This window comes from Pseudomonas sp. M20, assembly GCF_045037865.1.
Lineage (GTDB): Bacteria > Pseudomonadota > Gammaproteobacteria > Pseudomonadales > Pseudomonadaceae > Aquipseudomonas.
The window spans coordinates 3,724,918-3,746,622 of the sequence record NZ_CP173611.1; the positions used below are offsets into that span (position 1 = coordinate 3,724,918).

A 21,705-nucleotide genomic window follows, 5' to 3' on the forward strand; every position below is an offset into this window, starting at 1 on the left:
GATCTTTTTTTTAAGATCAGAATCAAAAGATCGCAGCCTTCCGCAGCTCCTACAGGGATTGTGTGGGTTAGAAGGCTTCGGGTTCGATGCCGGTGAAGGTGTCGACGGTGATGTGGCTGCCCAGCTCGCCGCCTTCGCGAGCCAAACCGCAGGTTTGCAGGCCGGCAGACTGCGCGGCGTCGAGTTCTTCGACGATATCCGAGAGGAACAGGATTTCTTCGGGTTCGACGCCAATGGCTTTCTGGATATTGGTGTACGACTGCGAATCGCGCTTGGGCCCCGACGTCGTGTCGAAATAGCCGCTGAACAGCGGTGTCAGATCCCCCGCCTCCGAGCAGCCGAAAATCAGCTTCTGCGCCTGAATCGAGCCCGACGAGTACACAAACAGTTGATAACCCGCCTGATGCCATTGCTTGAGCGCTTCAACGGCATCCGGATAAACATGCCCTTTCAACTGCCCGGCGTGATAACCCTGGGCCCAGACCATGCCTTGCAAGGCCTTGAGCGGAGTGGCTTTGCGATCTTCCTCGATCCAGCTCAAGAGGATTTCAACAACCCGTTCAACATCCGCCTGCGGTGCATTGCTGTCACGGCGCACGGCATCAAGTTGCTCGGCGACATCGGCGCGCTCGGCGTTCTGACGGACAAAGTCCGGCAGGTGTTTAGCGGCATACGGAAACAGCACGTCGAAGACGAAACTCACCGCGCTGGTGGTGCCTTCAATGTCGGTGACAATGGCTTTGATCGACATCGAATCAGTCCTCCAGTCGCGGGAAACGACCGGCGATGTCTTCGCCGGTGAAATTGGCAACCCAGCCTTCAGGGTTGTTGAACAGACGGATCGCGACAAAGTGCGGATGCTCGCCCATGTCGAACCAATGCTTGGTGCCGGCCGGCACTGAAATCAGGTCGTTCTTCTCACAGAGCACGGCGTAAACGTAATCGTCGATGTGCAAGGTAAACAGGCCACGGCCAGCAACGAAAAAGCGTACTTCGTCTTCGCCATGGCGGTGTTCTTCGAGAAACTTGGCGCGCAATTCGGCTTTTTGCGGGTGATCGCTGTTCAGGCTGATGACGTCGACAGTGATGTAACCGCGCTCGGTCATCAGTTGGTCGATCTGCTCCTTATAAGCGCTGATCACTTCTTCCTGGGTGGCACCGGGCTGGATTTTCGCGGCGGCATGCCAGCGGTCGAAGCGCACGCCCTGTTCGGCCAGGGTCGAGGCGATGTCTTCAAAGTGGGTCAGCACTTTGTTGGGAATCTCGGGGCTGGAGACGTGATAGACGGACAGGCTGCTCATTGGGGCAATTCCTCGGTATCGGCCTTGCCGTCCGGTTCTTGCAGACCGGTCGGGCACAGCATTTCATCAGGCAAATGGGCTACTTCCGGTGAAGTCAGCCTTGGCGGTTCATGACGCTGCGGGTTTTCAACTCGCATTCAAACAGAAATTCAAAGGCCTCGATCTGCCGCAGCGCGTCGTTCATCTGCGCGCCCCAGGTGTAGAGGCCGTGGCCGCGAATCAGATAACCGACACAATCAGGATGGGCGTCGAGCCAAGGCTGCACCTTGGCGGCGAGGCGCGCAATGTCCTGATCGTTGTCGAAAATCGGCACGCGCACCCGGGATTCGTGGGTCGAAACGCCGCTGAAGGCTTTCTGCAATTCGTAGTCTTCGAACTCGATAAAGTCTTCCGGGGTCAGGCGCGAGAGCACCGTGGCGTTGACCGAATGGGTATGCAACACCGCGCCGATCTCTGGGCGCCAGCTGTAGAGCTGGGTGTGCAGCAAGGTTTCGGCAGACGGTTTTTTACCCGGCTCCAGGCTGTTCCCAGAAAGGTCAGTGGCGAGCACATCGTCCAGACCCAACTGGCCCTTGTGCTTGCCGGACACGGTCAGCAGCGCTTCGCTCGGCGACAGGCGCGTCGAGTAATTACTGCTGGTGGCCGGCGACCAGCCGCGACCATAAAGAAAGCGCCCGGCGTCGACGATTTGCTGGGCGAGTTGTTCACGCGTAAGGCTCATGGCCTGTCCTCTTGCATACGTGTGGCAATGATAACGGCAGCAGCGAGCGCCGCGAGACTGGCAATACTAAAGGTCAATGTCGCGCCGAGGGCATTCCAGCTGTAACCGGAATACAACGCGCCGAGCGCACCACCGGTGCCGGCCAGTGCTGCGTACAACGCCTGGCCCTGCCCTTGCTGGCGGGCGCCGAAGCTACGTTGCACGAACGCGATGGCAGCGGCGTGAAAACTGCCGAAGGTCGCCGCGTGCAGAATCTGCGCGAGCAACAGCACCCACAGAAACTCGGCGAACGAACCTAGCAGCAACCAGCGCAGCGCCGCCAGCAGAAAACTCGCCATCAGCACGCGGCGCAGGGAAAACCGCGCAAGAATCCGGCTCATGGCCATGAACATCAGCACTTCGGCGACCACGCCCACGGCCCAGAGCATGCCGATCGTGCCGCGTGTGTAGCCGAGTCGTTCGAGGTGCAAGGTCAGAAAGGTGTAATACGGGCCGTGGCTCATTTGCATCAGCGCCACACAGCCATAGAACGCCAGCACGCCGGGATTGCGCAGTTGCTTGAGGAAGCCCTCACTGCTCGGCCGGTTGCCTTGCGGCGGTTGTGCGTTCGGCACCCACAAACTGCTGAGGACGATGCCGGCCATGATCAACACCAGCGCCGCCGGATAAATGTCGAGGCTCAGCCATTCGAACAACCGCCCCAACGCCACCACGGTAATGATGAAACCGATCGAGCCCCACAAACGAATCTGGCTGTAACGCGAGGTCTGCCCTTGCAAATGCGCCAGGGTGATGACTTCAAACTGCGGTAGCACCGCGTGCCAGAAGAACGCGTGCAGCGCCATGACCATCGCCAGCCAGGCGTAGGTCTTGCTGACGAAAATCAGCGAGAAGGTCAGTAGTGTGCACACCGCGCCAAAGCGCACGATGGCCAGGCGTCTGCCGGTGTAATCGCCGAGCCAGCCCCAGATGTTCGGCGCCACGCAGCGCATCAGCATCGGAATGGCGACCAGCTCACCAATCCGCGCCGGACTGAAGCCGAGGTGATCGAAGTACAGCGCCAGAAACGGCGCTGTCGAACCGAGCAAGGCGAAATAGAACAGATAGAAACTGGACAGCCGCCAGTAAGGGAGCGCCGTCACGGTTATGCCGCGACGGCTTTAGAGCCTGCCATCAAAGCTGACCCAGCACCGGCGTGCTCACGCGCACATCGGCGTTCTGGCCACGGTGACGCAGCAGGTGATCCATCAGCACAATGGCCATCATCGCTTCGGCGATCGGCGTGGCACGAATGCCGACGCAAGGGTCGTGACGACCCTTGGTGATCACGTCCACCGGATTGCCGTGGATGTCGATCGATCGACCCGGGGTGGTGATGCTGGAAGTCGGCTTCAACGCCAGATGCGCAACGATCGGCTGACCGGAGGAAATACCGCCGAGAATGCCGCCGGCGTTGTTGCTGAGGAAACCTTCCGGAGTCATTTCATCGCGGTGTTCGGTGCCGCGCTGCGCGACCGAGGCAAACCCAGCGCCGATTTCCACGCCTTTCACTGCGTTGATGCTCATCAGTGCGTGGGCCAGTTCAGCGTCGAGGCGGTCGAAAATCGGCTCGCCGAGACCTGGCATGACGCCTTCGGCGACCACGGTGATTTTTGCGCCGACCGAGTCCTGGTCGCGACGCAATTGATCCATGTAGGCCTCAAGCTCAGGAACCTTGTCCGGATCCGGGCTGAAGAAGGCGTTCTCTTCCACCGAATCCCAGGTCTTGAACGGGATTTCGATCGGGCCGAGCTGGCTCATGTAGCCACGAATGACGATGCCTTGGCTGGCCAGGTATTTCTTGGCGATTGCACCGGCGGCCACGCGCATCGCGGTTTCGCGGGCCGAACTGCGGCCACCGCCACGGTAGTCGCGCTCACCGTATTTATGGTGGTAGGTGTAGTCGGCGTGGGCCGGACGGAACAGGTCCTTGATCGCCGAGTAGTCCTTGGACTTCTGGTCGGTGTTGCGGATCAGCAAGCCGATCGAGCAACCGGTGGTGCGCCCTTCGAACACGCCGGAAAGGATTTCGACTTCGTCGGCTTCCTGACGCTGGGTGGTGTGGCGGCTGGTGCCTGGCTTGCGGCGATCAAGGTCGCGCTGCAGGTCTTCGAGGGAGATCTCCAGGCCCGGCGGGCAGCCGTCGACAATGGCGACCAACGCCGGACCATGGCTTTCGCCAGCGGTGGTGACAGTGAACAACTTGCCGTAGGTATTGCCGGACATGCAGGACGCTCCGTGAAATCAAACCCAAATTCGTGATGCGCGCCAGTATACGCAGGCTAACCGAGTAGTTCATCCTCGAACCTTAGTGGTGCTGGCGAGTCCAACCGGCACCTTGGCGAATGATGGCGTGATGATGCTGCGAGTTTTGATCTTGAGTCTTACCCTGTTTACGGGCTTTGCCCAAGCGACGGTCCTACAACGCCCGGTCACTTTGGATACCGGCACCGGCGAACTTTTCGGTTCGCTGCTGCTGCCAAAATCTGACAACCCGGTGCCGGTTGTCCTGATTATTTCTGGCTCGGGTCCTACGGACCGTGACGGAAACAACCCCGACGGTGGGCGCAATGACAGCCTCAAGCGCCTGGCCTGGGTGTTGGCCAAACACAACATTGCCAGCGTGCGTTACGACAAACGCGGTGTTGCCGCGAGTCTCGCTGCGACGCCGGATGAGCGCAATTTGTCGATAGAAGCCTACGCGGCGGACGCGGTGGCATGGGGGCAGAAGCTCAAGGCCGATCCGCGTTTCGGCAAATTGATTCTGCTCGGGCACAGCGAAGGCGCGCTGATTGCCAGCCTCGCTGCGCCGAAAGTCGATGCAGCGGCGGTGATTTCTCTGTCCGGCAGCGCCCGTCCGGTCGATCAGGTGATCCGCGAGCAACTGGCCCGCAGCCTGCCGCCACCGCTGATGCTGCGCAGTAACGAACTGCTCGACAGCCTCAAGGCTGGCCACACCGACGACAATGTTCCGCAGCCGTTGCAGGTGATTTTCCGCCCGAGCGTGCAGCCGTATCTGATTTCACTGTTCCGCCAGGACCCGGCAAAAGCGTTCGCGCAATTGAAGATGCCGGCGCTGATTGTTCAGGGCAGCAACGATATCCAGGTTGGCACCGAGGACGCGAAACGCCTCAAAGCCGTCAAACCGGACGCCGATCTGGTGGTGATCGAAGGCATGAACCACGTCATGCGCATCGTGCACAACGATATGAAGCGGCAATTGGCTTCGTACAAGGATCCAAATTTGCCGCTGGCGGCGGAACTCGGCGCGAAGATCATCGAGTTTATTGACGGACTTCGCACCCGTTAAGCGCGGTTTACCCTCTAGTCCTGCAAAAAACGGCCGATAAGCCTTTGTCGCCAGCGCAATGGCTGGCGACAAGCAGGGCTTGGACAGGATCTCGCCGTTATGACTGATACCCCGACTTCACCCGACACCACCGCTGAAAAAGACGCACCGCCAGCGGTCGAGCTGCCGTGGGCGGATGTCCACGTCGAGCACCACAAGATGCTCCGCCTGGCCCCGCTGCAGACCGACCGCAACACCGGCGGTCGCCCTTTGCGCTTCGTCGAATTCGGCTATGCCGAGCGCAACAGCAAAGAAAAAAGCCTGATGCGCATGGCCATCAAACTGCCCGGCCAGCGTGTGCGCAAAGAGCAGAATCAACTGGACGTGTGGGTTGATCACACGACCAAGCGTGTGCACTTCGGCCCGGACAGCGGCTTGCAGATCGAACCGATGAACCGTGGCATTGGCCGCTATATGGCCGCGCAAGGCATCAATTGGGCGAAAAAGCGCTGGCCGACCTACACCGTCGACGGCATGGATTTGAACAACAAGGACGCGCTGAACGAAGACACGCGTCTGCGTCGCGATCATTTCCTGCGTGTGCATGGTTTTGATGTGGTCTATGCCGATGCCCAGCATTTGAAGGGTAGCGTCAAGGAAGTGCAGGTTGGCGATCTGCTCGGTGACTGGAACAGCGAAAAGCTGCAGATCGTCGAAATTCTTGAAGCGGCGCAGATGCTTCAGCAAGCGGAGCAAAATCTGGCCGAGCAGGAAGTGAAGCTGAAGAAGCAGGAAGACAAGGTCAGCAAGTTCAAGCGTGAAGACGCCGGGCTGCGTTTCACCATCACTTGTCTGGTGGCGTTTGCAGTGTTTCAGGCAGGGTTGTTGATCTGGATTGCCACGCACCGGTAGATCAAAAGATCGCAGCCTTCGGCGGCTCCTACACGGGATGGTGTACACCCTGGAGCCGCCGAAGGCTGCGATCTTTTGCTTTTAACGGGTCAGATGCGGGAAGCGAAAAGCGCCTGATGATCGCGGCACTGCTCCGCCGTCAGCATGAACACGCCATGCCCGCCGCGCTCGAACTCGAGCCAGGCGAAATCGACTTCCGGGTACAGCGCGTCAACGTGTACCTGGCTGTTGCCCACTTCAACGATCAGCAAGCCCTTCTCGGTCAGATGATCGGCCGCTTGAGCCAACATCCGTCGAACCAGATTCAGACCATCATCGCCACACGCCAGACCCAGCTCGGGCTCATGTTGATATTCGTCCGGCATGTCGGCGAAATCTTCCGCATCCACGTAAGGCGGGTTCGACACGATCAGGTCGAAACGCTGACCCGGCAAACCATCAAAACCATCGCCCTGCACGGTGTAGACGCGTTCATCGACGCCATGGCGCTCGATGTTCTGGTTGGCCACTTCCAGCGCTTCGAACGACAGATCGGCCAGCACCACCTCGGCGTTCTGGAACTCGTAGGCGCAGGCAATGCCGATGCAACCGGAGCCGGTGCACAGGTCGAGAATCCGCGCAGGTTCGGTGCCGATCCACGGGGCGAAGTGGTTTTCGATCAATTCGCCAATCGGCGAACGCGGGATCAACACACGCTCATCGACGATAAACGACATGCCGCAGAACCACGCTTCACCCAACAGATAAGCGGTGGGAATGCGTTCTTCGATGCGGCGCTTGAGCAGTCGCTGCAGGTTGACCAGCTCGTCGTCTTCCAGCGCGCAATCGAGATAGCTGTCGGCGATTTCCCACGGCAGGTGCAAAGCTCCCAGCACAAGCTGCCGGGCTTCGTCCCAGGCATTGTCGGTGCCATGGCCGAAAAACAGATCCTCCCCATGGAAGCGGCTGACGGCCCAACGGATATGGTCACGCAGGGTACGAAGGCGGGAAGTGATCACGGCGCAGAACTCCAGAAAAAACGACTGGCGATTCTAGCAGCCAAAACGTGCCACGACGACGCAGGAAAATCATCCGGACGACGGTAGGAGTTTTCTGTTTTTTGCATCGGCTATTGAACAGAACGTGTAACTTGACAAGGCTGCAGGCCAATAACGACGGTGCCTACGATGGTAGCGATTCACAGAACCGCTCAGCCAGAGGACAATGTCGCAAAAGCCCCACCCCAAGGAGCCCCAGAATGTCCGTTCCAAAAACGATGTTTCAACTCAGCGGTCGCGGTTACGCAGCGGCCACACTGAGCCATGCCACCGTGGTCATCATCGATGCCCAGAAAGAGTATCTCAGTGGCCCGCTGGCCCTGAGCGGCATGGACGCGGCCGTCGCGAACATCAAACAAGTGGTTGCCGCAGCCCGTGCAGCCGGTCGGCCGATCGTGCACGTGCGTCATCTCGGCACCGTCGGTGGCTTGTTCGACCCGCAGGGCGAACGCGGCGAATTCATCCCGGGCCTCGAGCCACAAGGCGATGAAACCATTATCGGCAAACTGCTGCCGAGCGCGTTCCACGGCACCGAGTTGCTCGATCGTTTGCAAAACCTTGGCTCGCTCGACTTGATCGTCTGCGGTTTCATGAGCCACTCCAGCGTCAGCACCACCGTGCGCGCGGCGAAGAACCTGGGTTTCCGCTGCACCCTGGTGGAAGACGCCTGCGCCACCCGCGATTTGCCGTTCAAGGGCCGCGTGCTCAGCGCCGCCGTGGTGCAGGAAGCGGAAATGGCGATCATGGCGGACAACTTCGCCACCCTCGCACTGACTCAAGACCTGATCTGATCTGCTCTGATGAGCGGCTCAGCACGCCGCTCATCCGCAAACTCCTCTCATTTGCCGCAAATGCCATAGCCTCAGGAACAACCCGGTCAACTCCCGGTCGAAGGGCCGATACCCATTGAGGAAGGTCGGAATGAAGTTATCCGATGGATTTGACGCACGCCGCTTGCGGCCCAAAGGCCAAAGCAACTGGCGTTTTCGATTCGGCGCGGCGATCGCGGCCATTCTGGCGACGTTCGGCGTGCTGCTGGCGATGGCCGGGGCGGCCAGCCTGCTCGGGCGCCCACCAGCGCTCGGTGACTTGAATGCCACGCCAATGGGCTCGGCAATCATTCTGGCGGTCGGTTTGCTGTTTCTGTATTTCGGTGTTGCTCTGTGGCGCCGCTGCCGCCGTCGCGCGCGGCAATCGCGGGAACTGAACATGTCCCCGCACCTGATGAAAAAACACGACTGAATCACCGGCCTGGCTTTTTGCCGGGCCGTTTTGTTTCGACTTGGGTAAACTGGCCGCCCTTCGCGGAGGCTGACATGCAAGACGACGATTTTTCCCTGTTCAAAAGTGCGATCCAAGGCGTCAAGCCGATCAAGCACGACCGCGCCGACACCGGCAAACCCAAGGCTGACCGCGCACAGATTGCCAAGCTGCGTCAGTCGGCCACCGTGCGCACTGACACCGCTACCGTTGATGGTCTGTCCGATCAGTTCGTGATCGACGTCGGCCCGGAAGACGAGTTGATGTGGGCTCGTGACGGGGTGCAGGAAAGTCAGATGCGCAAACTCAAGGTCGGCCAGATTCCGTTCGAGGGCAGCCTCGATTTGCATGGCATGAGTGTGGAAAAAGCCCGGGAAACCCTTTGGGCGTTTCTTGCCGAAGCGACCAAATTCGAAATCCGCTGCGTACGCGTCACCCACGGCAAGGCTGTGCGTCTGGACGGCAAGCGGCCGATGATCAAAAGCCACGTCAACACCTGGCTGCGCCAACATGCGCAGGTCCTGGGTTTCTGCTCGTGCCAGGCCAAACACGGCGGTGCCGGCGCGGTTTACGTGATGCTCAAACGCACCATGATGGAAGGCCGCGACGAATAATCCGCCCCCTCTGAAGCCCCGCATCGTTAGTCACGATGCAGGGCTTTCACTTTGCTGAAGCTGTTCGAATGGCGTTGCTGAACGGCAGCTTTCGGCAGTCGGCTTTGCACCCACTGCCAGCGCCCGTCGCGATAAGCGGGATTCAATGAGTGACAGGCGACAGCGCATCGTTCGCTGACGATGAGGGCACATAAACCGAATTGCTCTGCTCATGTTCCTCGTGGTGAGCCTTTTCGATACGGTACGCAAGTTCTTCTTCAAGGTTTTCATAGTCGACGTTTTTGCCATCTTCGTCGCGCAGACCACCATAGTTGAACACCACAAGATGCTTACGAAAGCCTTTACCCTTTCGCGCACTTGGCATCTTGAAAAAGATCTTCCATCGGCTGTCATTAAAGTTCGGCAGGGTGTCAGCCTTTTCGGCAATGATATGAAGTACTGTATTGAGCTGCATCTGAGCTATCCCGCTGTACGATTCGACCTCTGTGGCTTCAATCGATGTGTAGGGGACTAACCCATCAGCATTGAAAAACCAGATGCCTTTGTCCTTGAGGATCATCAAGGTTTGCGAGCCCGCGTTGCGATTCAGCCACGCCATGCCCAAATACCATAACGAACACACCAGCAGCAGCGCAGCGATTCCATTGGAGTCCATACGGAACCCCTGGATGGCCATGACCAAGAATAAAACACCGCCCAATAAAGCCCTCACAGGCACGCGGCGACGCTCGGTAAACGCCATATCATTGATTGTACTTTTCATGATTTTCCTTTGGCTAACGGGCGCGAAAATCGCATCCAGGTAATGCAAAAGGCCCTTTCGGGCCGTCGTTTCAATGAACCTTTCACTCAACGCTTGTTGCCTTCCACATGCCAAGGCTCAGCCTCGACACGCAGCCGCTCTGCGCGTTCTTTACACGGTAAACGTGACCTGCGGCCCGCGATTTTACTCGATAAAATCGCTGAAGTGAGAGATCGGGTCTGGCGCTCTGGGTGTCGGTGAGCGTTTCAGGCCGCGCTGACCGAATTGGGGATTCGCGCCCGCCGGCAATACAACTGCCGACACACATACGCTACCATGTGCCTCATGGCGGGTATGAACCCTGCGTTTATTGCCACTCAGCTCGGTCATAGCGTTCAGATGTTGCTATCGACTTACGCACGATGGACCCCATTCCAGCACTGACTGGGGTGAACTCGGCAAGCTCGAAAACAGCTTGATTGGTACAAAATTGGTACAGACAGAAACAGTACCCCTCTGAAACCCTTATGGAATCAGCCCCTGTGACACTGGAACAGAACTACACCGCGATTCTCGGCCAATTGGGCGAGGACGTCTCCCGCGAGGGCCTGCTCGACACGCCAAAGCGTGCCGCCAAAGCCATGCAGTACCTCTGCCGCGGTTATGAACAGACGCTCGAAGAGGTCACCAACGGTGCCCTGTTCAGCTCCGACAACAGCGAAATGGTGCTGGTCAAGGACATCGAGTTGTACTCGTTGTGCGAACACCACCTGCTGCCGTTCATCGGCAAGGCGCATGTTGCGTACATCCCGAGCGGCAAAGTGCTGGGCCTGTCTAAGGTCGCGCGGATCGTCGACATGTACGCCCGTCGCCTGCAGATCCAGGAAAACCTCAGCCGTCAGATCGCCGATGCAGTGATGCAAGTCACCGGCGCGCTGGGCGTAGCCGTGGTGATTGAGGCCAAGCACATGTGCATGATGATGCGCGGTGTCGAGAAGCAGAATTCGTCGATGATCACTTCGGTGATGCTCGGTGAGTTCCGCGAAAACGCAGCGACTCGCAGCGAATTTCTCAGCCTGATCAAATAATTCGCAGTACGAAAAAAAAACCGGCATTCATCGCCGGTTTTTTTTCGCCCGGGAAAAATCGGGTAAGCTGCGCGCCTTTCTTTATTTGCACCGTGAGGCTTTCAACGTGTTTGTCAAAGCGCTTCGTGTCGGCCTCGGCCAACTGGTTATCTTCATCGACTTCATCACCCGTCCGGGCAAGAAACAGCGCCCTGCCGAAACTCAGGCACAGGTCAACGCCGCTGCGAAGGGTCTGACCCTGTATCAGTTCCATGCCTGCCCGTTCTGCGTGAAAACCCGTCGTACGCTGCACCGCCTGAATGTGCCGGTGGCGCTGAAGGATGCGAAGAACAACGAGCAGGATCGTCAGGCGCTGCTGGAACAGGGCGGCCGAATCAAGGTGCCTTGCCTGCGGATTGAAGAGAATGGCCAGACCACCTGGATGTACGAGTCCAAGGCGATTATTGATTATCTGGATAAGCGCTTTGCTGCGGTCTGATGATTATGTGGTGGGCTGATTGACGCCTTCGCGAGCAGGCTCGCTCCCACCCTTTGGAATGCATTTCCACTGTGGGAGCGAGCCTGCTCGCGATGAGGCCCGCCAAATCACCTCAAAGCTCAGACAAAAATAAACCGGCCCTCGAGCCGGTTTATTTGTTTTCAAGCCGCGTTGTCTATCTGTGCCTGGCGCACCACCGCCGCCAGTCGCTTCAGCCCTTCATCCAGCCGCGCCGGATCGATGTGGCTGAAGTTCAAACGCAAATGCCCATGATGGTTATCCGGCTCCGGAAAGAACGGCTCCCCCGGCATAAACGCCACATCATTGGCCAACGCCTCATTGAGCAACGTTCGCGTATCCAGCGGCTGCTTCAAGGTCAGCCAGAAAAACAGCCCACCCTGTGGCATGTTCCAATCGGCCAGATCGGCAAAATGCCTTTCCAATGCTGTTTGAAAGGCATCCCGCCGCTGTCGATAAAAGCCGCGCAACTCACTCAAATGCTGCTGATACTTTTCAGTACCAATCCACTGCAACGCCTGCCATTGGCCGATGCGATTGGTGTGCAGATCCGCCGATTGCTTGAGTTTGAGCAAGTGCGGAAAAAGATCGGGACTGGCGATCAGATAGCCGACACGCAAACCCGGCAGCAGGGTTTTCGACACGGTGCCGGTGTAGATCCAACTGGACTTCTGCAGACGCCCGGCAATCGGCTTCGCGCTGCCACCGTCGAAAGTCAGTTCACGGTAAGGCTCATCTTCGATCAGGGTGACGCCAAACTCGTCGAGCAAAGCCGCTACCGCTGCACGCTTTTCTTCGCTGTAGCGCACGGCGGACGGGTTCTGGAACGTCGGAATCAGGTAGATAAACGCTGGGTGATGTTGCTCCAAACGCTCGCGCAACTGCGCCAGGTTCGGGCCGTCGGACTCCTGCGGCACGGTCAGGCAATCGGCGCCGAACAGCTGGAATATCTGTAGTGCGGCGAGATACGTCGGCGCCTCCAGCAAAATTTCCGTGCCCTTGTCGATGTACAACTTGGCCGCCAGATCGAGGGTTTGCTGGGAACCGCTGACCACCAGCACCTGACTCGCCTGACACTCCAGTCCAAGCGCCCTCGCCTCCGCCGCCAACGCTTCGCGCAACGCCGGTTCGCCTTCGCTCATGCCGTATTGGCCAAGAGACAGCGGCATGTCGGCCCATTCAACCTTGGGCAACATGGCTTCAGCAGGCAAGCCGCCAGCGAACGACATGACCTCCGGGCGCTGGGCGGCGGCAAGGATTTCACGGATCAAAGAACTTTTAAGGCGCGAGACACGTTCGGAAAAGGCCATGGAGGTCACCGGTAGCGAGGCGGACGAAAAATGAGTCAAACTGGTTGACTGAAATTACGACAGCTTGAGCGAGTACGTCAACATGATTGACCTTAAAAACCCATCCAGTCAGCAACAGGCGATGGAAGCGTTTTTCTTCGGCTATCAGGCCTTCACCGCCAAGGCTGATGAAATGCTCGAGCGCCGTGGGCTGTCGCGGGTGCATCAGCGCATTGTGTTTTTCATCGCGCGGTATCCGAATTTGAGCGTGAAGGAATTGCTGGGATTACTCGGCGTGAGCAAGCAGGCGCTGAACATGCCGTTGCGGCAGTTGCAGGAAATGCATCTGGTGGACAGCGTGGCGTCGGAGGCCGACAAGCGTAAACGCCTGCTGGAGCTGACGGCGGAAGGCGCGAAATTTGAACAGGCGTTGCGCCGTGAGCAGGTGAAATTGCTGGAGCGGGTGTTTGCCGAGGCTGGTGAAGCGGCGGTGAATGGCTGGTTGGCGGTGAATCTGGCATTGGGGAAAAGTCAGACGGCTCTCGATTGAATGGGACTGCTTCTTCGCGAGCAGGCTCGCTCCCACAGAGGAACGCATTTCAAATGTGGGAGCGAGCTTGCTCGCGAAGGGGCCATCAAGGGCGATATATCCCTATCGACGGAACTTTCGTAAACAAAACCAAAAACAATATTTGCTTTATTTGTACACAAAAGCATAATCCACAGCGTGCGAGTTCCTGACCGCATGGTCAACAAATTCGCGTATGCCTCAAAGGGCCGCTGCCACCCCTCATGGGTCCGGCCCTGGAAATAACAATAAAACTCTTGAGGAGTACTCGCTGTGGAAAGCCGCAAATCCGAAGCATCGACGCTGGACCTCTCGCCACCATTACGCAGTGGCTTGCTGGAACGTCTGTTTAAACTCAGCTTGCATGGCACCACGGTGAAGACCGAGCTGATTGCCGGTCTGACAACCTTCATCACCATGGCCTACATCATCTTCGTCAATCCGAACATCATGGCCGATGCCGGGATCGATCACGGTGCAGCCTTCGTCGCCACCTGTATCGCCGCTGCACTGGGCTGCCTGTTGATGGGCCTGTATGCCAACTGGCCAGTGGGTCTGGCGCCGGGCATGGGTCTCAACGCGTTCTTCACTTACACCGTGGTCGGCACCATGGGCTACAACTGGGAAACTGCGCTGGGTGCGGTGTTCGTCTCCGGTGTGCTGTTCATGATCCTGACTTTTTCGCGGATTCGTGAGTGGCTGCTCAACAGCATTCCGGTCAGCCTGCGCTTTGCGATGGGTGCTGGCGTTGGTTTGTTCCTCGGCCTGATCGGTTTGAAAACTGCAGGCATCGTCGTCGATAGCCCGGCCACACTGATCAAACTCGGCTCCCTGCGCGAACCTGGCCCGCTGCTCGCGGCCATCTGCTTTCTGATGATCGCGATCCTCAGCTATCACCGAGTCTTCGGCGCAATTCTCATCAGCATCATCACCGTGACCCTGGCCGGTTGGGGCCTGGGCATCGTGCACTACGAAGGAATCATGTCGACCCCGCCGAGTCTGGCTCCGACGTTCATGGCCATGAACGTCGCCGGCGTATTCAACGTCAGCATGATCAGCGTGGTATTGGCCTTCCTCTTTGTGCACATGTTCGACACCGCCGGTACCCTGATGGGGGTCGCCCAGCGCGCCAATCTGGTGAACGCTGACGGCCGCATCGAAAACCTCTCCCGGGCGATGAAAGCCGACAGTGCCTCCAGCGTATTCGGTGCCGTGGTTGGAGTTCCTCCAGTAACAAGCTATGTGGAAAGTGCTGCCGGTGTCGCCGCTGGTGGTCGGACTGGTCTTACCGCAGTCACCGTAGGTGTGCTATTTATAGCGGCAATGTTTTTCGCACCGCTGGCCGGCATGATTCCCGCTTATGCCACCGCCGGTGCACTGATCTACGTTGCGATGCTGATGATGGGCGGCATGGCCCACATCGAATGGGACGAAGCGACTGACGCTATCCCGGCCATCGTCACCGCGATCATGATGCCACTGACCTTTTCGGTCGCCGACGGCATCGCGCTGGGCTTCATCACCTATGTGGCGTTGAAGGCCGGGACCGGCAAGTACAAGGAAATTTCCGTGAGCCTGTGGGTGCTCTGCGCGATCTTCATCGCCAAGTTCATCTTCCTGTAAGCGCTACGCGGTTCAGGCTTCAAAACAGCCTCACCCTGATGGGTGGGGCTTTGTGCATTTTTCAATACAACAAAAAAGGAGGAAAGTGATGAGTCTGGAAACCTGGCTGCTGTTCAGCGGTGCTGCGCTGGTGGTGATCCTGATTCCGGGGCCACTGTCGTTGCTGATGATCAGCAACAGTCTGAATTATGGATTGCGCCGCTCGTACCCGGCATTTCTCGGCGGCGTATTCGCCTCGATCTGTTTGCTCAGTGCTTCGGCGCTGGGGCTGGGTGCCTTGTTGCTGGCATCGGAGCAATTGTTCAGCGCCTTGAAAATCGTCGGCGGGCTGTACCTGTTCTATCTGGCCTGGCAGAGCTGGCAGCAATCGCGCCAGCCATCGGTGGGCGCCGTCGTACCGCAAGCGGCAGCCGTTCCACGCTTTCGCGCATTGTTCGGACGCGCGTTTGTACTGGGTGCCAGCAACCCGAAAGACATCCTGTTTTTTGCCGCCTTCCTGCCACAGTTCCTTAGCGCCGAACAGCCCTTCCTGCCGCAGCTACTGGTGATGATCGCCACCTGGACCCTGCTGGATCTGCTGTGCAAGCTGGCCTACGGTCTCGGTGCCCACGGCGCTGCGCGTTACTTGCGCAGTGGCAAAGGACAAAGCAGGTTCAACCGGATCAGTGCCGGTTTATTCGGAGGCGCTGGCGCTGCATCGTTGCTCAGCAGTCACTGAAACGCGTGAATCACTGATCATTGTTTACCTGAAGCCATCCTGACTGCAACGCACAAGTCTGGATGGCTTTCGCAGCGACCGCTCGCGTTGCTCGTGACATATCCCCGCAATAAAAACCCCATCTCTGACGCGCAATACACAGCAACAACCCGTTGATGTACATCGTTCGAAAAGCGACCGTACTATCACGACTCGCGCAAACAAAAACCTGCCAGAACAAGGAAGTTCAAATGGCCACCATGATACGTAAAGCGTCATTGGAAACTGCGGAAATCACAGACGCTGTCGTCATCACTGACATGCGCTTTGAAAGTAATGAGCGTCATGCTTCGACCATTGACCTCAAACGCAGCCCTGATGAAACAACCAGCATAAAAGCCAAAAGCAAAGTAGATCAGTTGCAACTTGCCGACTCCGTATTCGGCCCGCTACAAATCGGCAACATTTCCATAACCCGAGCGTCTCTCGATGCCTTGGGTGCAACGTTTGCCGGCCAGCCGCTCAATGGCAAGAACACCTTCTTCAGGGTTCCCAAGCGATCTTTCATCAACGCGTTGCAATTCAGCGCTGTCGATATTGAACACTACATGAAGTCCTCAACGGGCCAGGACAGTTATTTATTGACGACACTGCTGTTCGAAATGGCCAGCGAACGTCCACTCAGCGCCCCTCACCTGATAAGAGAAAGTTCGAACGCCACTACAGACAAAGGCAGCTATCGCAGCAAACTGGTAAAACTACTGGGCTCCGCACAAAAACTTGACCTCTATCACGCAAACTTGCCCAAACATAACCCCCGCTGGGTGGGTGTGACAAAAAGCTATGCAACGCTCGGCTCAAGTGTCGGCATTCAGGGTTTCGGGATCTTCATGGGTTTGCGCGGCGTGGTGGATGCCATCAAAGCTGACAATACTACTGAGGTTGTAATCAACAGCGTGGGTATTGGCACGGAAGTCGGCTCCATCGCGGTTGACATCGCCGTCAGCAAAATTGCATCCAATATGCTCTCGGCCGGGCAAGGTGCCCTGCTGGATTTTGCCAAGACCCGGTTTGCGCTGAGGCTCGGCCGTTCCGGCGGTTTGATCGGCGGCGCACTGACATTGCCGTTCGATATCTTCACCGCCGTCAGATCGATCAATGCCGCTGAAAATGCAACCGGCAAAGAAGCCATGGATCATTACGTGAGCGCTGGATTGAGTATTACCAGCGCAGCCATGACGATCATCCTCGGCACCGCTGCGTTGGCAGGGTTTTCATTTGCAGGCCCGGTGGGGCTGGCGGCGGGAGCGATCCTGGCCATCGGATCGCAAATTTATGGCGCAGTGCGTGTGGTGGACGACATTGATGACTACATCGAACTGACCCTGGACGAACGCTGGCGTACAGGCTGGTTTTCGTTCTGCATGATGGATCCTGACCAAGCCGTGCAGAACCGCTATCTGCTGGCAAAAACCAGATTTCAACACGCGAAGCAATTGAAAGAAACAGCCAGAAAACTGCTGGATGGCCAGTTAAAGGACACCACCGAAGCCATTGTTAATGGCAAATTCGAAGTCCACCTCAAACCATCGCGGGTGCGCAAGCGCAACTGGTGGACCAAACAAGACAGCTGGGAAACGGTACAAATCCCCGAAATCAGGGGCGGCGATGATGTCATTGACGCCCGTGACGGTGTGACCAAGGACACGCCTGGGGCAGAACTGGGAACATCTGCCGAACACAAGGGCATTCTTTGGTTCATCAGCGATGGTCAGGATTCGATCAAGGGCGTCGAGGACAAGCCAAACAGCTTTCATTACCGATCGGGAAAAAAAGAGCTGACGGGGGGTGAGAAAAACGACCGCTTCGTGTTTGAGGGTGCAGGGGACCTTTTAGTACAGGATGTGCAGCTATCTGAATACTCGACATTGAAAGGAGGCGCAGGCATCGACACCCTTGTCCTGGCCGGAAACAACTACACCCGCCATACCGATAAAAAAGGCTATGACGTCGATCTGCTCGCACAAACCCTGCAGATAATCATCAACGACCCGTCTACCGAAGGGGCTGAAAAATATACGCTCCACAGCCTTCTTGAAAGTATCGAAAATGTTGAAACCGTAAGCGGTGCAATCAGTGTCGTAACTGGCTCAGAACAACGCAACGTTATTAATTCGCGCGGCGAGGACACTGTTAATGCGGGGGCTGGAAACGATCAAATCCATCTGTCATACCCGGGAGCAACAGCCTCCGGCGAAGCTGGCATTGACGAATACATCATTGACCATAAACCAGGCCGGATCTCCATCATAGAAGACGGAGCAGAGGAAAGTATCATCCTGCTCAACTGGAAATATGAACTGATCGATAGCTGGATAATCGAGAATGGCTCGCTGTTTATCAGTTCACGGTTCGCATTCGCGGACAACCCCAAAAGCGTCGTGGCCATCCAGAACGTCTATAAGAAAAACGAAAACAAATTCGTACTACAGAACAGCAAACTGACGTTCATGACCAGCGACGGCTACTCTTTAAAACTGCCTGATGCACATGACCTTCCCGAGAGTATCGACAATGACCACAAGCTCGAAATCGAGGTCGTCGTTGTAAAAAAAGGAACACCCGAAAGACCGCTTATCCTCCACGCTCCCGAGTGCTCGATCGAACATCAACGCGAGGCGAGTTACTACCTCCCAAGGTCCAGGAAAAATACTACATTCTGGTCGGTAAAGCGTGCCGAAGCGGTAGTCCGCCTGCATCTGGACTACGACATCAGTGAACTGACCAAGGTCGAAGCGCACTTTGGCTCCGGCGAGTGGAAAGCCAATCGAGAATTCTTTGTCGGATGTGACCTGCGTTATCACTTTGGCCAAAACACAATCAAGTTCAGGGATTTCGCCTATGCGGAAGGCGGATCTGCCCCCCGAAACATGACCAGAATCCTGAGAACCATGGCCGCACGCCCCAACTACCGGGTTGTGCTCATTTTTAAAGGTGGCGTCACTGTCAATGCCGGACTGACACCCGAAACCGATGTGTGCCCCCTTGCAAGCCACAATCCGTATGGCTTTGATCGCTGGACAACGCCGTTTTCACTGCCGCTGCCACGTCGTGCGGATCAGACCTCTTTTGAATTACCGGACAGCAAACCCTTCAAATTCGACAGGGCGGGGTGCGGCTCGCTTTTTTCCTACCCCGAACAAACCTCGATCCAGAATCTTGAAGGTGCTGGGGCCACGTACCTGATACATCTGGTTGCCGATATAGCGATCAGACTCTCGACACCAGGAGCACTCGCGAACGCCCCAGAGCGATTGCCTTACTCGTCGACTTGGGATCTCGATGCGACAGCACTTGGCAAAGTCGAGATCAGGCTGGAAAACAACCAGTTGCACGTCGGCACCTGCATTATTCATCTGCCCGAATACGAAAGCGAAGACCTGATCGATCAAGTTCGCGTCATCACCGAAAAAGGTGTCGTCCATACCGTCGATCTTTCCTTCGACAGGGTTTACCTGGACGGCCTGGATGCACGGTTCTTTGAAGAGCCCGACTCGGCAAAAACATTGCCCGAAGCCTTCGCGGCAATGGCCAATAAAGAGATCAAAGTGAGAAATATCGTCCTTGCCGACAACCGGCCCGGAGCGCTGAGTTACAGCTTCCCCGCGCACGGCTGGATCCTGCGCAGCGACAAATCTCGCGTTGAATATTCCGCACTGCACGTGATCAACCGCTGCAGCCATCAAGATCTCACCCTCTTCACGCCGCCGCCCTTGATGAATGTGCCTGTCGCTTGACACGCCGTATACCAGGCGAACCCGATACCACGCGCGCACTCCGAAGTTGAAGTAACCAAACTTCTCCATCGTTTTCCCAACCCGGATTTTCCGGGATGTAGACGAGTGCGCCTGAAAAATGCGGCGAGGCACTTGCGTGCGTTGCGCATCATCCCTCAACGAGTAATTTCACATGGCGAAACCACCCAAGAAAGTCCCAGTGACAGCAGCAGCCGATACGACTGTTACAACAAGACCTGCGCAGTCAGGCTCGGGTAGCCGGGTTACCACAAACCTACCTGATACCCCGCTGTCTGGCGTCGACTCAACCACGGGGTCACAGCCCCCCGGCACCTCCACCAATCGGCCGCCAGCCGTCATCGTCAATGAAATCCCCGATACCTACAGGGCCGCCCGTAGCGCAATCGCCTGGCCTCAGGATCGATTGCACGAACTGACGCCAAGCGGAGAAAACACCAGCTTGTTCACCGGGCCGGATCAGCGAATCTACGCGCAAATCGGCAACGAAGGCCGGTTCGTCGTCGAACGAGACTTGCAGGGCAACTACTACGTTCCACTGACTTTTGCGCCCGGAATTCCCGGCCCGGTACTGACCAGGATTGAAGGCCAGGCCAGTTGGCACATCCAGCGTCCCGGCTGGCAATCGACACAGACCCGGCCCGGTACGCCTGCCACGCCATTAACCCTCTCCTACCTGGCGCACGATGACGCAAAAACGCTGACCCGAGCAGAACTATCAACGGGTGGAATCCGTTACAACAAACTCAAACACACCTTCGTCGATACGGCAGAAGGCACGGTCATGGTGCGGAAAAACCAGCAAGGCGATTATCAACTGACCTCTGCAACGAGCAGAGACTTGCCTGATGTATTTTTTGAACAGATTCCCGGAACGGTGCTCTGGCGCTTGAAGAATCCAGGCTCGCCAACCATTGAAAATCCTGCTGCGAGCAGGTCTCGGCCGCTAGCCGAGGCGGACGAACCGCAACCCGGCCCGAGCAAACGCGCGCGGGTCGAAGAGCCTAAAGATCCAGTGCCATCGCCAACTTTCGAACCGCCCCCCCCAGCCGAGCAGACACCGTTCTTCTGGCTACCATGGGGCCATCTGAACAAACCCGTGCAGGTGGAATCCGTCCAGCTCGGCTGGTTTCATTATCCGATAGTGCCCATTGGCTCCAACCGCAACCCCAAAGTCTACTTTGTACAGCATCCTGACTTTACGCCAGCGGGCTTCGACACCTTTGAGCAAATGCTGCGTACAGCGCCCTCGCTGCAGCCTGTTGCAACATTTCGCATCGGCAACGACCCGGGAGAAATAAACCCCGGAAAGCGTTTTTTTGATGAACCGATATCCCGGTCAGTTGCCAATGCGTTCCCCGACTTTTCTGATGCCACTGCCTATACCGTCGCCAGAAAACTGTTTGAACTCGCCGACAACTCACCGGAGATTACCGGCACCGGACTGGTCAATATTCAGGCGGTCCTGCATCAGTGGAAGCAACGACCGTTTCCCACCGCCCCTGCGTATGCCGACCCGCTGAACATGCTGTCTGTGGCGCCGTCCATCGACTTCAACGGAAAAAAACTGATCCGGATGCCCTTCCAGGTCGACGGCGAACTGCAACGACTCACCTTCAATCCACAGCGCTTTCCCATCGAATGGAATCACTACAAAACCTACCCGACAGATCTGAACCTCAGACGCCTGCTCGGCGCCCTGTTGGTGCGCAGCGGCTACGACGTCTTTCCCCTGACTTATGAGCATCGCATGCCAACCCTGGTATTTCGGCGCGAGACCCATGACCAGATTTATTTCATGAAACTGGGTGCGGTGGAACATGTCGGCTTGTCCCACACGCCCGGCAATGAACTGGCAGAACCGAACTTGCCGGCGCGGATTGGCAACGAGGCGTTTGCTGCTCTGACAACCGCGACGATAGAAAACAAAGTGATCTGGCTCATCGGTGGAGTATTGAAGGTCGATTCCACTCCGGATTCGGTGTTCGTTATCAGAGAGCGCTGAGTTGTCTCTGACACTCGCACCGCGCCTGCCGGAGCGAGTGGCAATCCTCCAGACGTCTCGTAACACCGTGCAGCACTTGCCCTCATCACAATACATATATACCGCACGCCAAGGACTTCTTTTGCCGACCATGATCCCTTCGGAGTCACTGGCCAGGCGACCGCAAAGTGGCGACCTGAACATCTGCCCCTATGCAAACGACTGGATCA

Annotated in this window: 20 protein-coding genes and 1 pseudogene; 13 read left to right on the forward strand and 8 right to left on the reverse strand. The window is 57.3% G+C overall.

The window, feature by feature from the left end; all coding sequences use genetic code 11:
- Window positions 1-67 precede the first annotated feature (67 nt).
- The 5 genes from mtnC to aroC all read right to left on the reverse strand — a co-directional run bounded on the left by mtnC (window position 68) and on the right by aroC (window position 4,287).
- Complete coding sequence (gene mtnC / locus ACI514_RS16440) at window positions 68-751, reverse strand: acireductone synthase (protein ID WP_160057004.1); 684 nt, start codon at window positions 749-751, stop codon at window positions 68-70.
- A 4-nt stretch (window positions 752-755) separates the two neighbouring features.
- Window positions 756-1,301, reverse strand: coding sequence for a 1,2-dihydroxy-3-keto-5-methylthiopentene dioxygenase (locus tag ACI514_RS16445; protein WP_405122036.1), 546 nt, complete (start codon window positions 1,299-1,301; stop codon window positions 756-758).
- 94 nt (window positions 1,302-1,395) lie between these two features.
- Window positions 1,396-2,022: a methylthioribulose 1-phosphate dehydratase gene (locus tag ACI514_RS16450; protein ID WP_008080933.1), complete on the reverse strand. Its 627-nt coding sequence runs from the start codon at window positions 2,020-2,022 to the stop codon at window positions 1,396-1,398.
- Window positions 2,019-3,164 carry an MFS transporter gene (locus ACI514_RS16455; protein ID WP_405122037.1) on the reverse strand — a complete coding sequence of 382 codons (1,146 nt, stop codon included), beginning with the start codon at window positions 3,162-3,164 and terminating at the stop codon, window positions 2,019-2,021. The genes ACI514_RS16450 and ACI514_RS16455 overlap by 4 nt, the downstream gene beginning before the upstream one ends.
- Window positions 3,165-3,195: 31 nt before the next feature.
- Complete coding sequence (aroC, locus tag ACI514_RS16460) at window positions 3,196-4,287, reverse strand: chorismate synthase (RefSeq protein ID WP_077571784.1); 1,092 nt, start codon at window positions 4,285-4,287, stop codon at window positions 3,196-3,198.
- 130 nt (window positions 4,288-4,417) lie between these two features.
- Here aroC and ACI514_RS16465 point away from each other — a divergent pair, with 130 nt between their 5' ends.
- Together ACI514_RS16465 and ACI514_RS16470 are read left to right on the forward strand one after the other, a co-directional pair.
- Window positions 4,418-5,371 (forward strand): alpha/beta hydrolase, encoded by a 954-nt coding sequence (locus tag ACI514_RS16465; RefSeq protein ID WP_160057000.1) that lies wholly within the window; start codon window positions 4,418-4,420, stop codon window positions 5,369-5,371.
- A gap of 99 nt (window positions 5,372-5,470) precedes the next feature.
- On the forward strand, window positions 5,471-6,262 hold the full coding sequence (locus tag ACI514_RS16470; protein WP_150794495.1) for a hypothetical protein: 792 nt from the start codon (window positions 5,471-5,473) through the stop codon (window positions 6,260-6,262).
- A gap of 89 nt (window positions 6,263-6,351) precedes the next feature.
- Here ACI514_RS16470 and prmB read toward each other — a convergent pair whose 3' ends face one another.
- Window positions 6,352-7,260 (reverse strand): 50S ribosomal protein L3 N(5)-glutamine methyltransferase, encoded by a 909-nt coding sequence (gene prmB / locus ACI514_RS16475; RefSeq protein ID WP_405122038.1) that lies wholly within the window; start codon window positions 7,258-7,260, stop codon window positions 6,352-6,354.
- A gap of 239 nt (window positions 7,261-7,499) precedes the next feature.
- Between prmB and ACI514_RS16480 the strand changes: the two genes are divergently transcribed.
- From ACI514_RS16480 to ACI514_RS16490, 3 genes are all read left to right on the forward strand, one after another.
- The gene (locus ACI514_RS16480; protein WP_007914026.1) at window positions 7,500-8,090 is read left to right on the forward strand and encodes a cysteine hydrolase family protein; all 591 of its coding nucleotides are present in this window, start codon (window positions 7,500-7,502) and stop codon (window positions 8,088-8,090) included.
- Window positions 8,091-8,220: 130 nt separating this feature from the next.
- A complete protein-coding gene (locus ACI514_RS16485; RefSeq protein WP_007914024.1) occupies window positions 8,221-8,541 on the forward strand; it encodes a hypothetical protein in 321 nt (106 codons plus the stop codon).
- Window positions 8,542-8,615: 74 nt separating this feature from the next.
- Window positions 8,616-9,173 (forward strand): Smr/MutS family protein, encoded by a 558-nt coding sequence (locus tag ACI514_RS16490; RefSeq protein WP_127926454.1) that lies wholly within the window; start codon window positions 8,616-8,618, stop codon window positions 9,171-9,173.
- Between the two features lie 142 nt (window positions 9,174-9,315).
- Here ACI514_RS16490 and ACI514_RS16495 read toward each other — a convergent pair whose 3' ends face one another.
- Entirely contained in the window at window positions 9,316-9,936 is a 621-nt protein-coding gene (locus tag ACI514_RS16495; protein ID WP_405122039.1) for a hypothetical protein, read from the reverse strand.
- Between the two features lie 249 nt (window positions 9,937-10,185).
- On the opposite strand from ACI514_RS16495, the pseudogene ACI514_RS16500 reads away from it, so the two are divergent.
- The 3 genes and pseudogenes from ACI514_RS16500 to ACI514_RS16510 form a co-directional block, all read left to right on the forward strand.
- Window positions 10,186-10,435, forward strand: a pseudogene (locus tag ACI514_RS16500) (site-specific integrase); the annotation flags it as partial.
- Between the two features lie 22 nt (window positions 10,436-10,457).
- Window positions 10,458-11,003, forward strand: coding sequence for a GTP cyclohydrolase I FolE (gene folE / locus ACI514_RS16505; protein ID WP_019826593.1), 546 nt, complete (start codon window positions 10,458-10,460; stop codon window positions 11,001-11,003).
- 106 nt (window positions 11,004-11,109) lie between these two features.
- Window positions 11,110-11,481: a glutathione S-transferase N-terminal domain-containing protein gene (locus ACI514_RS16510; RefSeq protein ID WP_405122040.1), complete on the forward strand. Its 372-nt coding sequence runs from the start codon at window positions 11,110-11,112 to the stop codon at window positions 11,479-11,481.
- A gap of 161 nt (window positions 11,482-11,642) precedes the next feature.
- Here the strand turns inward: ACI514_RS16510 and ACI514_RS16515 are convergent, their stop codons facing one another.
- Window positions 11,643-12,809, reverse strand: a complete 1,167-nt coding sequence (locus ACI514_RS16515; RefSeq protein ID WP_405122041.1) for a PLP-dependent aminotransferase family protein — start codon at window positions 12,807-12,809, stop codon at window positions 11,643-11,645.
- An 82-nt stretch (window positions 12,810-12,891) separates the two neighbouring features.
- On the opposite strand from ACI514_RS16515, the gene ACI514_RS16520 reads away from it, so the two are divergent.
- From ACI514_RS16520 to ACI514_RS16540, 5 genes are all read left to right on the forward strand, one after another.
- Window positions 12,892-13,338, forward strand: a complete 447-nt coding sequence (locus ACI514_RS16520) for a MarR family winged helix-turn-helix transcriptional regulator (protein WP_160056992.1) — start codon at window positions 12,892-12,894, stop codon at window positions 13,336-13,338.
- A gap of 291 nt (window positions 13,339-13,629) precedes the next feature.
- The gene (locus ACI514_RS16525; protein ID WP_007914003.1) at window positions 13,630-14,979 is read left to right on the forward strand and encodes an NCS2 family permease; all 1,350 of its coding nucleotides are present in this window, start codon (window positions 13,630-13,632) and stop codon (window positions 14,977-14,979) included.
- Between the two features lie 88 nt (window positions 14,980-15,067).
- Window positions 15,068-15,697 carry a LysE family translocator gene (locus ACI514_RS16530; protein WP_405122042.1) on the forward strand — a complete coding sequence of 210 codons (630 nt, stop codon included), beginning with the start codon at window positions 15,068-15,070 and terminating at the stop codon, window positions 15,695-15,697.
- Window positions 15,698-15,927: 230 nt separating this feature from the next.
- Window positions 15,928-19,473 (forward strand): calcium-binding protein, encoded by a 3,546-nt coding sequence (locus ACI514_RS16535; RefSeq protein ID WP_405122043.1) that lies wholly within the window; start codon window positions 15,928-15,930, stop codon window positions 19,471-19,473.
- A 172-nt stretch (window positions 19,474-19,645) separates the two neighbouring features.
- Entirely contained in the window at window positions 19,646-21,496 is a 1,851-nt protein-coding gene (locus ACI514_RS16540; RefSeq protein ID WP_405122044.1) for a hypothetical protein, read from the forward strand.
- The last annotated feature ends 209 nt before the right edge of the window (window positions 21,497-21,705 follow it).